Source organism: Streptomyces sp. T028, from assembly GCF_048159505.1.
Classification (GTDB): domain Bacteria; phylum Actinomycetota; class Actinomycetes; order Streptomycetales; family Streptomycetaceae; genus Streptomyces.
On sequence record NZ_JBLRVZ010000003.1, the window covers coordinates 94,656 to 107,483 of the forward strand.

At 73.7% G+C, this 12,828-nt stretch carries 7 protein-coding genes and 1 pseudogene; 3 read left to right on the forward strand and 5 right to left on the reverse strand.

Annotated features, from left to right (window positions below; translation table 11 throughout):
* Positions 1 to 77 precede the first annotated feature (77 nt).
* Positions 78 to 1,826 carry a serine/threonine-protein kinase gene (locus ACLZN2_RS03075; RefSeq protein WP_416976762.1) on the forward strand — a complete coding sequence of 583 codons (1,749 nt, stop codon included), beginning with the start codon at positions 78 to 80 and terminating at the stop codon, positions 1,824 to 1,826.
* Positions 1,827 to 1,839: 13 nt separating this feature from the next.
* On the opposite strand, the gene ACLZN2_RS03080 is transcribed toward ACLZN2_RS03075, so the two are convergent.
* The 5 genes from ACLZN2_RS03080 to ACLZN2_RS03100 form a co-directional block, all read right to left on the reverse strand.
* The gene (locus ACLZN2_RS03080; RefSeq protein ID WP_416976763.1) at positions 1,840 to 2,805 is read right to left on the reverse strand and encodes a DUF1152 domain-containing protein; all 966 of its coding nucleotides are present in this window, start codon (positions 2,803 to 2,805) and stop codon (positions 1,840 to 1,842) included.
* Between the two features lie 689 nt (positions 2,806 to 3,494).
* Positions 3,495 to 4,859, reverse strand: a complete 1,365-nt coding sequence (locus ACLZN2_RS03085) for an FAD-dependent oxidoreductase (protein WP_416976764.1) — start codon at positions 4,857 to 4,859, stop codon at positions 3,495 to 3,497.
* Between the two features lie 132 nt (positions 4,860 to 4,991).
* Positions 4,992 to 7,688: a SpoIIE family protein phosphatase gene (locus tag ACLZN2_RS03090; RefSeq protein ID WP_416976765.1), complete on the reverse strand. Its 2,697-nt coding sequence runs from the start codon at positions 7,686 to 7,688 to the stop codon at positions 4,992 to 4,994.
* Between the two features lie 67 nt (positions 7,689 to 7,755).
* Positions 7,756 to 10,254 carry a SpoIIE family protein phosphatase gene (locus tag ACLZN2_RS03095; RefSeq protein ID WP_416976766.1) on the reverse strand — a complete coding sequence of 833 codons (2,499 nt, stop codon included), beginning with the start codon at positions 10,252 to 10,254 and terminating at the stop codon, positions 7,756 to 7,758.
* A gap of 140 nt (positions 10,255 to 10,394) precedes the next feature.
* Positions 10,395 to 11,078, reverse strand: coding sequence for a lipoprotein (locus ACLZN2_RS03100; RefSeq protein ID WP_416976767.1), 684 nt, complete (start codon positions 11,076 to 11,078; stop codon positions 10,395 to 10,397).
* 213 nt (positions 11,079 to 11,291) lie between these two features.
* Between ACLZN2_RS03100 and ACLZN2_RS03105 the strand changes: the two are divergent.
* Positions 11,292 to 11,558 (forward strand): annotated as a pseudogene (locus ACLZN2_RS03105) (alkaline phosphatase family protein); the annotation flags it as partial.
* Positions 11,559 to 11,907: 349 nt separating this feature from the next.
* Positions 11,908 to 12,714, forward strand: coding sequence for a hypothetical protein (locus ACLZN2_RS03110; protein WP_416976817.1), 807 nt, complete (start codon positions 11,908 to 11,910; stop codon positions 12,712 to 12,714).
* Positions 12,715 to 12,828 lie beyond the last annotated feature (114 nt).

Genomic DNA, 12,828 nt, shown 5'->3' on the forward strand with positions numbered 1-12,828 from the left:
GTGCCGGAGCGGACCATTCGCGCTGTGCCCCCCTTGGCGGACACCCCACTGTCCGCGCCTACCCCTAAGCTCCCCCCATGAACACCGGGGAACCCGACAGACGCGTCGTCGATGGCCGATTCGAGCTGCTGCACCGGCTCGGGGGCGGAGGCATGGGGTGGGTGTGGCGCGCCCGCGACCTGGCACTGCACCGCGACGTGGCCGTGAAAGAGGTACGGCCGCCGGATCCGGCGCTGGCCGAATACGACCCCGAGGGCGCCCGCATGCTGCGCGAACGCGTCCTGCGGGAAGCCCGCGCGATGGCCCGCGTCCACCACCCCAACATCGTCACCATCCACCACATCGTCGACGGCGGCGAGAACACGTATCCCTGGATCGTGATGGAGCTGGTCACGGGAGGCTCGCTCCAGGACCGGCTCCAGCAGGGCGTGTTGACCCCGGTCGAGGCCGCGCGCGTGGGGCGCGAGGTGCTGTCCGCGCTGCGCGCCGCGCACGCCGTCGGCATCGAGCACCGCGACGTGAAGCCGGCCAACGTGCTGCTGCGCCCCGACGGGCGGCCCGTGCTCACCGACTTCGGCATAGCCGCCCTGCGCGAGGCCACCAGCCTCACCGCCACCGGCTCCGTCATAGGCTCGCCCGACTTCATGGCACCGGAGCGTGTCACCGGCAAGGACGGCGGCCCGTCCGCCGACCTCTGGTCGCTGGGGATGCTGCTCTACGTCGCCGTGGAGGGGTACCACCCCCTGCGCCGGTCCAGCACCCTCGCCACCCTGGCCGCCGTACTCGCCGAGGACGTTCCGCCACCCCGGCAGGCGGGTCCGCTGACCGGTCTCCTCACCGCCCTCCTCGTCCGCGACCCCCAGGCCCGCCCGGACGCCGGGGCGGTCGACCGTCTGCTCGCCGCGGTGACGGGGGAGGCGGCGGATGCGCCGCCGTCGCCGCCCGGTGCCTTCGGGGCCCCGGTGGCTCCGGCCGCGGGCACCGCCGCGCAGGCCCCGCCCACGGGTTTCGGGCCGCCGCCCCCGGTCGCCACCGCCGGGTCCTACGGCCATCAGGCCACCGGCTTCACCGGCGCGGCCACCTCGTATCAGCTCGCACCGCCGACTCCCGTACCCGCGTCCGTGCCCGAGCCCACGCCTGCCCCCGGCGACGCGACGGCCGCGACCCTCCCCACCCCGCGCGGGTCCGGCCGTATCTTCGCGGAGACCGTCGCCAAGGCCGTCATCGGTACCGCTCTGACAGGTGCCCTCGTGTGGGCGGTCCCGCACTTCCAGGACTTCGGCGCCGACACCGGGACGTCCGGGTCCGGGGGCTCCGCCTCGCAGGGCGGCACGTCGAGTTCCGCGTCCGGCGGGCAGTCCGACGACAAGCTCGATCTGCTCACCGAGGACGGGGTCCGTACGGTGGTGAAGAAGCTGAAGGCCGCGGCGGGCAGTTCGAAGGTCACCAGCCTCGTGGTGTACCCGGAGTACGCCATCGCCGAGGTGCCCGTGAAGGGCAACGCCAAGCTCTACGACCGCTACGAGTACCGGGGCGGGGACGTGGCCGTGAAGGACGGGCCCGGCGGCACCGTGACCAGCGGAGAGACCCCCGTCGACCTGGACACCTTCAACTGGGACGCCGTGCCCACCCTGCTCACCAAGGCCGGCCGCTCACTCAACATCAGCGACCCCACCAGCCGTTATCTGGTGATCAACCCGGCCTCCACGGTCTTCGACGACCCCCCGACGATGAACGTCTACCTCGCCGACGACTACGGCGGCGCCTATCTGGAGGCCGACCGGAAGGGCAAGGTGATCGAGGCCCACCCCCGCGACGACGGCTGACGCCGCGCCGCCTTCAGTGGGGGAACGCCCGTGGCTGCCGCAGCACGGGGAGTTCCTCGCGGAACTCCTCTATCCGGGTGCTGATCTGCCGCATCAGGACGGTGTCCGTGAGGCGGTCGAGGTAGAGGTTGCGACGCGCGAGGCCGACCGCGTCCACGCAGAAGTACAGGGACATCAGCGGGTTGACGAACAGTTCGCTGTTCCGGGTGCGGTCGGTGAAGCGTACGTCGCCGAAGTCACCGCGTACGGCGGCGGCGACGGAGCCGTTGACGATGCTCGGGTGCCCCGGCGTCGAGGCCTGGGCGTGGGCCACCGCGTCCAGGTACAGGGAACCCTCGCGGCTGTCCCGGGGCAGGGAGAACGCGCCGAGGTAGGCGCCCTCGCGGTCCAGCGCGGCCAGGTTCTCCAGCACCAGGGAGTGGTTGACGCCGTGGTAGGCGTCCACGCCGAAGCCCAGGCAGGCCGCCAGCCGGTGCTCGACCTCGTCGAGCGCGTGCACGGCGGCCAGGCTGGCCATGTCCTCCTCGGGCGTGCCCAGTCCGTGCTCGTCGCCGCGCATCAGGATGTCCGTGCCGCCGTCCACCAGGACGAGGGCGTCGACCCCGCCGAGGTGGTCGAGGAGCGCCCGGTAGGCGTCCCGCAGCGGAGCGACGCCGGTGCGCGGGAAGGCGTACACCGTGGCGGGCAGTCCCTGCCCCTCGAGCCAGCGGGCCAGGGCGTGTTCGGGGAAGTAGTCGCCGCGGGCCGGCGTGTCGGGGCGCACGGCCGCCACGTCCGGCTCCAGCCAGACCTCGGCGGGCAGACCGTACAGCTCCGTGAAGGACAGGTTGGCCAGGTGGACGTCCTTGCCGGCCGACCGCAGCGCGAGCGCCAGCGGAAGACCCGCGTACACGTCGAAACCACCGCCAGCACCGGCGACGAGCACCCGCCGCGCATCACGCAGCCGGGTGAACAGAGGAGGCTCGTGGAGGGAGAACACCCCGGGACGCTAGCAGGGGACGATCATGCGGCCCAGCGTTTTCCCCGACGGGCGCACAGGAACCGGGGGCTGCGGGCGCGGAGCGGGCAGGAACGAGCCGACGGCCCCGGCACGCGCACGCGGACATGCGCGGTCCTGGAATCGCCGGCTTACGCGGGTATGCCCCGGGCCCCGGGGGTCGTACCGGGCGCGGCGCCCGGGCGTTGGCACCGGGGTGATCCTCGCGTCGGCGCCGAAGCGGGCACGCCGGGGTGATCCCCGGGTCGGCGCCCGGGTGGGTGTGCTGCGGGCGGCCTGGGCGGGGGCCTGTTGGCCGTGTGGGGCATGCTTGGCTGGGGCTTGGTGGTGATATCGGGCTGGGCGCCTGGGTGGGTGTGCTGCGGGCGGCTTGGGCGGGGGCCTGTTGGCCGTGTGGGGCATGCTTGGCTGGGGCTTGGTGGTCATGTCGGGCTGGGCGCCTGGGTGGGTGTGCTGCGGGCGGGCCGGGCCGGGCCTGTCGGCCGTACGCGGGTTTGTCCCCCGGAGCTCGGGGGCATACCGGGCGCCGCGGCCGGGCGTTGGCACACGCGGTCATTCCCAGGGGGCGCCTGGGCGGGCGGGCGCGTGGCCGGGCCTGGGCCCGCCGGTTGGGCGTGGGTCGGGGGCCCGGTGGCGTTGTGCCGGGCCGGGCCCCCGGGGTGGGGCAACCTTTACGCGCCGCTCTCCCGCAGCATGTCCTCGCGTTCGACGAGCTTCACGCGCTCGCGGCCCTGCGGCTCGCCCAGTGCCTTCTCGGCGGCGTCCAGCTTGTACCAGCCCTCCCAGGTGGTGAAGCGGACCTCGCGCTCGGCGAGGAACGCGTCCACCGCCTCCGGCTCCGGCGAGGACGGGGCGTGCAGCCGGCCGTTCGCGTGGTCGTCCAGCAGGTTCGACACGGTCTCGTTGGCGTCGCCCTTGGTGTGGCCGATCAGGCCGACCGGGCCGCGCCGGATCCAGCCGGTGACGTACACCGACTGCAGGTGCGCGCCGCTCTCCTCGATGACCCGGCCGCCCTCGTCCGGCACCGTGCCCGAGTCGAGGTCCCAGGGCAGCTTGGGCAGCTTCTCGGAGAGGTAGCCGACCGCGCGGTAGACCGCGGTGAGGTCCCAGTCCTTGAACTCGCCGGTGCCCTTGACGTTGCCGGTGCCGTCGAGGGCGGTGCGCTCGGTGCGCAGACCGACGACCTTGCCGTCCTCGCCGAGGATCTCCGTGGGCGACTCGAAGAAGTGCAGGAACAGCTTGTGCGGGCGGTCGCCGGTGTCGCGGATCGCCCAGTTCTCCAGCGTCTTGGCGACCATGTCGGCCTGCTTGTTGCCGCGCCGGGTCGCGATCGAGCCCTCGTCGTAGTCGATGTCCTCGGGGTCGACGATGACCTCGATGTTGGGGGAGTGGTCCAGCTCCCGCAGCTCCATCGGGGAGAACTTGGCCTGCGCCGGGCCGCGGCGGCCGAAGACGTGGACCTCCAGCGCCTTGTTGGCCTTCAGGCCGTCGTAGACGTTCGGCGGGATCTCCGTGGGGAGGAGTTCGTCCGCCGTCTTGGCGAGGATGCGGGCGACGTCGAGGGCGACGTTGCCGACGCCGAGGACGGCGACCTTCTCCGCCTGAAGCGGCCAGGTGCGCGGGACGTCCGGGTGGCCGTCGTACCAGGAGACGAAGTCGGCGGCGCCGTAGGAGCCGTCGAGCTCGATGCCCGGTATGGACAGCTCGCGGTCGGCCATCGCGCCGGTCGAGAAGATCACCGCGTCGTAGAAGGCCCGCAGGTCGTCGATGCTGATGTCGGACGGGTAGTCGACGTTGCCGAAGAGACGGATCTGCGGCTTGTCGAGGACCTGGTGCAGGGCGGTGATGATGCCCTTGATCCGGGGGTGGTCCGGGGCCACGCCGTAACGGATCAGTCCGAACGGGGCCGGCATCCGCTCGAAGAGGTCGACGGAGACACCGGGGTCGGCGGCCACATCGGACTTGAGCAGCGCGTCGGCGGCGTAGATCCCGGCGGGGCCGGCTCCGACGATGGCTACCCGCAGGGGGCGGGGCATGATCAGGTTCCCTTCGAGTGGCGACAGATCAACTCGGAGGAAGCCTAAACTGAGGCATACCTAAGTCGGTACGCGGGTCCGGTCTATGGACTCATAAACGTCGTTTATGAGTCAGTGGCCGCATCAACCCCGTTACGGCAGCGGCTGTTCCGCCCAGATGACCTTGCCCGTGGGCGTGTACCGGGTGCCCCAGCGGTCGGTGAGCTGCGCGACCAGGAACAGTCCACGGCCGCCCTCGTCCGTCATCGCCGCGTACCGCAGATGTGGCGAGGTGCTGCTGGCGTCGGACACCTCGCAGATCAGGGTGCGGTCGCGCAGCAGCCGGACGCGGACCGGTGCGAGGCCGTAGCGGATCGCGTTGGTGACCAGCTCGCTCAGGATCAGCTCCGTCGTGAAGGACAGCTCCTCCAGGTCCCACACCGCCAGCTGCGCGGCGACGGCCGACCGCACCTCGCCCACCGCCGCCGGGTCCACCGGTACGTCCCACTCGGCGACCCGGTCCGCGCCCAGCGCCCGGGTGCGTGCCACGATCAGCGCGATGTCGTCGTTCGGGCGGGCCGGCAACAGCTCGTCCAGGACACTCCGGCAGGCATCCTCCGGCGTTCCGTCCGCGCTGCGCTCCAGGGCCGTGCGCAGCAGCTCCAGACCGGTGTCGATGTCCCGCTGCCGGTCCTCCACCAGCCCGTCCGTGTACAGCACCAGCCGGCTGCCTTCCGCCAGCTCCAGCTCGGCCGTCTCGAACGGCAGACCGCCCAGGCCCAGCGGCAGCCCGGCCGGTACCTCGGCGTACTCCACCCGGCCGTCGGGGTGGACCAGCGCCGGCGGCGGATGTCCGGCCCGCGCCACCGTGCACCGCCGGGACACCGGGTCGTAGATCGCGTACAGACAGGTCGCCCCGGACACCGGCCCATGGGCGCCGTCCGCCGCCTCGTCCTGGTCGATCCGGGTCACCAGCTCGTCCAGCAGCCCGAGCAGCTCCTCGGGCGGCAGGTCCAGCGCGGAGAAGTTGTGCACCGCGGTGCGCAGCCGCCCCATCGTGGCCGCCGCGTGCAGCCCGTGCCCGACCACGTCCCCCACGACCAGCGCCACCCGGGCCCCGGACAGCGGCAGCACGTCGAACCAGTCGCCGCCGACACCGGCCTGCGCCGGCAGATAGCGGTAGGCGATGTCCAGCGCGTTCTGCTCGGGCAGGGTGCGCGGCAGCAGACTGCGCTGCAGCGTGACCGCCATGCCGTGCTCACGGGTGAAGCGGCGCGCGTTGTCGATGGAGACCGCGGCCCGCGCCACCAGCTCCTCCGCCAGGGCCACCTCCTCCGGGTCGAACGGCTCGGGCCGCTCCGACCGCAGGAAGCTCACCACGCCCAGCACCAGCGAGCCCGCCCGCACCGGCACGGTGATCAGCGAGTGGATGCCGAACTCCATGACCTGCCCGGTCCGCTCCAGATCCTGCGCCCGCCAGCCCGGCGCCTGAGCCAGCCGCGCCTCCAGGACGGCCCGTTCGGTCATCAGGGCGCGGGCCTGTGGCGCCGAGTCCACGAACCGGATCCGCTCACCCACCGCGTACAGCGGCGAGCCCTTGCGGACCCCGCTCATCGCCGTGCGCCGCAGCGCCCCCCGCGTCTCCGGCTCCTCCCCGGCGAGGACCGCGTCGAACAGGTCGACGGTGACGAAGTCCGCGAACCGGGGCACCGCCAGCTCCGTCAGCTCCTCCGCCGTACGGGTCACGTCCAGGCTCGTGCCGATGCCCACCCCGGCCGCGTACAGCAGGTCCAGGCGCTCACGGGCCGCCTCCGCCCGGCCGGACAGGGCGCGCAGCTCCGTGGAGTCACGCAGCGTGGCGACGCTGCCCGCCGGGCCGTCCGCCAGATCCGTGGGCCGCTGGTTGATCGCCAGCAGCCGGTCGCCGACCAGATGCACCTCGTCCGTGACCATCCGCCCGGACGCCAGCAGTTCGGCGGTACCGGGATCGAGGCCCAGGTCCAGGACCTGGCGGCGCTCGGCGTCCGGCGGCAGGTCGAGCAGGCGGTGCGCCTCGTCGTTGGCGAGCAGCAGCTCGCCGTCCCCGCCGACGATGATCACCCCTTCGCGTACGGCGTGCAGCACCGCGTCGTGGTGCTCGTACATCCTGGTCATCTCGCGCGGCCCGAGGCCATGGGTCTGCCGCAGCAGCCGGCGGCTGACCAGCGCGGTGCTCGCGGTGGCGAGGGCGAGGGCCACGGCGGCGGTGCCGAGGACGAGCGGCAGCTGACGGTCCGCGTTGCCGCCGACGTGCTCGGTGGTGATGCCCGACGACACCAGGCCGACGACCGTCCCGTCGGGCGCCTTCACGGGGACGACGGCCTGCACCAGCCGCCCGATGGTGCCGTCGACCTCCTCGACGACGGTTTCACCCTTGAGGGCCGGCTCGATGGTCCCGACGAACTTCTTGCCGATGCGGTCCGGCTTGGGATGGGTGTAGCGGATGCCGTCGGTGTTCATCACGACGACGAAGTCCATGTCGGCCGCCTCGCGGGCGGCCTCGGCCGACGGCTGGAGGACCGCCGTCGGGTCCGGGCTCTCCAACGCCTCGACGATGCCCGGGGAGTTGGCGAAGGTCTGCGCGACGGCGACGGAGCGGTTGCGGGCCTCCTGGGTGCTGTCGTGCCGCACCTGCAGCAGCAGCGCCACCACGGCCGCCACGACCAGCAGCAGCACGATCGCGACCTGCAGCACGAACACCTGGGCCGCGAGAGAACGCCCGCCCAGTGCAGACTCGGGCGCACGTCGGACTCCCGGGCCCCGGGGACGACGGGCCGGCCGGGCACTCGGGCGCCCCAGGACACGTGCCATGTGCCATTCCTACACTGCCCGGCCCCCTGAGGCGAGAGGCGTCACACAGGGTCACGGGACGCGCCCCTCACGCGCTCTCTCCGTGATCTCCGAGAGGGGTGGGGAGGGTGGCGAGCAGCAGCGCGATGTCGTCCGGACGGTCGGCCGCCTGCCGTGCCGACGCGGTCAGCCGATCCGCGACCTTCCCCAGGGAACGCCCGCCGCCGCCCGCGTCGCCCGCCTCGTCGAAGGCCGTGCGCAGGGCGGCGATGCCCTCGTCGATGTCCCGACCGGGCCGTTCCACCAGCCCGTCCGTGTACAGCGCCAGGATCGCGCCCGGCTCCAGCCGCAGTTCCGTCACCGGGTACCGGGCGCGGGGGTCGACCCCCAGCACCACCCCGCCCGGCAGCTCCACCACCGTCGTACGGCCGTCGGGGCCGCGCAGCAGCGGCGGCAGATGGCCGGCCCGGGCCGCCCGCGCCCGGCCGGTCGCCGGGTCCAGCCGGACGTAGCAGCAGCTGGCGAACTGACCGGGGTCGAGGTCGATGAGGAGGTGGTTCGTGCCGGCCATGACCTCCTGCGGCGGATGGTCGCCGAGCGCGAACGCCCGCACCGCGCTGCGCAGTTGCCCCATCGTGGCCGCCGCCTGCACCCCGTGCCCCTGGACGTCCCCGATGACCAGCGCCAGCCCCTCGCCGGCCTCCACGACGTCGTACCAGTCGCCGCCGACGTCCATGCCCTCGGTGCCCGGCAGATAGCGCCCCGTGGTCTCCACGCGCGCGTGCTGCGACAGCCGCCGGGGGAGCAGGGCCTGCTGGAGCCCGCGCGCGAGGGCCGCCTCCGTGTCGTAGCGCTGGGCCTTCTCCATCGCGTGGGCGATCAGTCCGGCGAGCGCGGTCAGCACGGTGCGCTCCTCCTGGCTGAAACGGCGCGGGCCGTCGAAGCCGAGGATGCAGGAGCCGACCGGCCGGCCCGAGGCGATGAGCGGGAGGAAGGCGCGGGCGCCCCGGGTCGCGTCCAGTTCGATGCCCGGGTAGGCGGCCGCCAGTTGCTGCATCGAGTCGAAGAACAGCGGCCGGCCGGTGGTGAGGGTCTCCACGCCGGGCAGCCGGGCGTCCAGGCCCACCCCTTCGAACGGCGCGAGGAAGCCCTCCGGGAAGCCGCTCTCCCACGCCAGGTACAGATGCCGCTCCTGCAGCAGGTAGATCGCGAGCCGGCGGCCGCCGAACGCGGGCAGCAGCTCCTGCATGACCACCGCCGACACCTGGCGGGCGGTCACCGCCTCGGTCAGCGCGATCGCCAGCACGATCGGCCGGTACAGCGGGGCGGTCTGCGCGGCCGGGGCCGGCGCCGGGGCCTCGGTGTCCACCGGTGCGGGAGCCGCTTCGGGCGGGACACGGCTGGCCGGGACGGCGGTGCAGGTCAGCAGGTCCGGGCCGGGGTGGACGGACAGGCTCAGCCAGTCGCCCTCGAACACGCGCGGGCCGTCGGCGGGCCGCCGGACATGGAAGTGCACCGGCTCCGGCGACAGCAGCGCACCGCGCAGATGCTCCTCGCAGGTCGGCTGGTTCAGCCAGGGCACGGCCTCCCACAGCGGCCGTCCGGCCAGCTCCTCGCGGTCCACGCCGAGGAAGTGCGCGGCCCGGGCGTTGGCGTACACGACCAGCCCCAGCCGGTCGATGCAGAACACGCCTTCCGGGAGCAGATCGGCGGCGCCGTCGGCGAGGGCGCCCGCGCCCGGATCGAGCAGGACGCCGGTGACGGACCCGGACGGCCCCTCGGCCGCCGCCCACAGCTCCAGCAGCCGCAGCCCGCCCTCCGTGGTGCGCACCTCCAGCGGCAGCGGCGGCGGACTGCCCCGCGCCGTCTCCCGCAGCAGGTCGGGGAGCCGGTGGGCGTCGGTCGGGTCCACGGCCCGGGCCAGCGCCTCCAGCGTGCCGGGTACGTCCCCCGGCGGCAGCCCGAACAGCGCCCGCGCCCGCTCGTCGGCGACGACGGTGTCGGACGCCGGGTCCCACGAGAACCGGCCCACCCGCCCCGGCGCCGGTCCCGCCGCCGGCGGCCGTATGCACACAGGTTCCTCGTCCCAGGTGGCGCGCCTGCCCCCGGCCTCCAGCCGCACCAGCTCCGCCGCCAGACCGTCCGCGACCCGCGCCAGCCGCTCACGCTCGGCCAGCACCTCCGCCGCGTCGGCGGCGGCCGCCCGCAACACGATCAGCACCCCGAAGGACCGCCCCTCGGCCGCGACCGGGACGTACAGCGAACCGAACGGGAACGGCAGACCCGCCGCCAGCTGCGGATACCGGCGCATCGCCTCCGTGGCGTTCGCCAGCACCACCGGCACGCCCGTCCGGTGCACGTCCACCACGGGGAACGGCCGGTCCACATGCACCCGCCACCAGGGCCGGAACAGCCGGCCGGGCAGCCCCGCGAGCACGGCGAGCCGCAGCATCCCGGGGGCGCGCGAGCACAGGTACACGCCCCCGGCGCGCCCGTCGGCCGCCCGCAGCGCGTCGACCGCGGCCGCGGTCAGCAGCGCGGCAGGCGGCCCGGACGGCCTCCGCTCGTCCCCGGCGCTCCCAGTCATCGGCCCTACCTCGTCCGTGCGCCGCCGCATGGCGACGCCGCGTGGGCGACACAGCAAGAATGCGCCACACCGGCCGGAATGTGCATCCGGACCCGGGCGATCCGACCGGGGACACGACACCGGGTCTCACCGGTTCGCGGTCAGGCCGTCGTGTGCAGAGTCGTCTTCGCCAGTTCGTACGCCGGGAGCATCTCCTCGTGCTCCTCGTCGTCCAGGCCGCCGAGGTGCAGGACGACCGGGCCGTCGGGGGTGACCACGGCGAGGGCGTGGGCGGTCTTCGTCTCGCTGCCGTCGCCCGGCGTGACGTACTCGACCTCGGTGCCGGTGACGTCGCCCGCCTCGAAGGTGCCGTACCTCTCCCGGGCGGCCCCTTCCTCGGCGGCCACGAAGTCCTCCAGTACGGCGCGGGCGTCGGCGTCCCCCGGCTCGCCGGTCCACACCCGGAGGAACCCGATGTTCCCGGCGGGCTTGGCATCGATCTCGCAGGCCATGGTGACGGGCCCCTGGCGCAGGAACGCGTCGGCCAGCTCGGCCAGGTCCTCACTCACGCCGTCCACCTCCGCCCCGGCGTCGACGGCCTTCGGCTTCCAGGACTCGGCGACGTCGAAGGTGACCGGCAGCTCGCAGGCCGACCCGGCCGCACCGACGCTCGCCCCGCGTCGCGCGACCTCGGCCGCCGCCGACCTTCCCGCCTCGCCCTCGGCCCCGTCGGCGCTCCCGGCCCCGCTCCCGGTCGCGCAGCCGGTCACCAGTCCCGTCAGCATTCCCGTCAGCACGACGGCCAGGGCCAGCCCCCGCCGTCCGTTCCCCACCCCGTGGCGCACCGCGCTGTCTCCTCTCGATACCGGCATCGATGTCGGCGGTGCACTGTAACGCGGGAGGTCAGCGGTCCCGTACCGGAATACGGCCGTGCTCGTCCGGGCCGGTTCCGGCGCGGGTTCAGGCCTTCGGGTGAGGACGGGTGACATACCGTCACATCCGCCGCCCGGCCGGGCACCCGTGGCCGTATCGGGAACACCACGCGACAAGGGGGATCCATGGCCGAGCCGACCCGCCGCAGACTGCTGGGTTCGGCCGCGGGCGCGCTGGGCGGGGCCGCCGCCCTCTCCCTGCTCCCGCCGAGCGTGCGCAAGGCCGTCGCGGCCGGACCGCCCCGGCGCGGCTCGCTCGCCGACGTCGAGCACGTGGTCCTGCTGATGCAGGAGAACCGATCGTTCGACCACTACTTCGGCACCCTGTCCGGGGTGCGCGGCTTCGCCGACCCGGACGCGCTCACCCTCGACACCGGCCGCTCGGTCTTCCACACCTCCGCGCTGCGGTTCCTGGAGCGGCTCACGGGCGTCGAGGCGGTGGCCGCCCTGCCCGCGCACACCCTGCCGGGCGGGACGCAGACGCTCCCGCAGCAGGAACCGGGGAGCCGACCGCGCGTGTGACTCTCCGTCATCGTCCGGGTCCCCGCAGTCGCGGTCGGCGCGGGACTGATCCTCGGAGGCCCTCCTCGCGTCTTCACAGGAGCGACACCGGCCGACCCGCCGGGGTGGCGTCTCCCGTCGGTGACGTGCGTCGATCCCGCCGCGCACCGGAGGGGGAGTTGTTCCGACCGGCCCGGACACGGACGTCCGTGCGACGAGTTTCTTGGGGGACCCCTTGGTGATCCTGCGTCCAGAGGTGGAGGGGCGCCGCACCGGCCGTGCCGGGGACGGCGAGGGCGGACGGCGCCGCGGCGTCCCCGTCCGTGCGGCCGCGTTCGTCGGACGGACGCTGCGCGACGAGTTGTACGGCATCGTCGTCGAGCCTCTGCGGCAACTGCGCCGGCGCGGCCCCGGGGCGCTGCTGCTGGCGTTCGTGGCCTGCGGCGGTGTCGTCTTCTTCCACGCCATCGCCCAACACCCGACCGGGGAGACGGTGGTCCGGATCCTCGGCGGCGTCCAGGGCGACCTGCCGCTGTGGCTGGCCCTGCTGCGCACCCCGGTCTCCCTGTACGTTCCCGCCCTCGACCTGCCGGTGTGGGCCGGTATCACCCAGCTCTTCCTCGCCTTCGCCCTCGCCGAACTCGCCCTCGGCCGGCTCAGGACACTCGCCGTCGCCTACGCGGCCACCCTGGCCGGCACCCTCACCGTGCGGGTGATGATCGCGATGGGGCCCGGCTGGTGGGGGCTCGGACTGCCGCCCGAGGCGGGGCAGGTGCTCGACACCGGCCCGTCCGCGGCTGTCGTGGGGCTGTTCACCTATCTCTCGGTGGTGCGCCGCGCCCCCGTCGTGTTCTTCCTCACCGGCGGCTCGATGGTGGTCGAGTCGATCGCCAAGCCCAACCTGGCCGGCCGTGAGCATCTGATAGCCGTCGCCGCCGCCGTCGTTCTCGGTCTGTACCACGAACGCGCCCACGTCAGGCGGCTGTTCAGGGCTCCGGCGCTGCTGTCCGCCACGGCCCCGGAGGGCCCGCCGAGGCGCTCCACCTGAGATCTTGCTATGAATTCGTGCGTCGGTTGAACACTCCCGTGTCCCCCTGCGTATGGGGCGGGGGATTTCCATGTCCGGGCCGCCGACGGCGAATTCGTGTAGGAGCACTCCTTG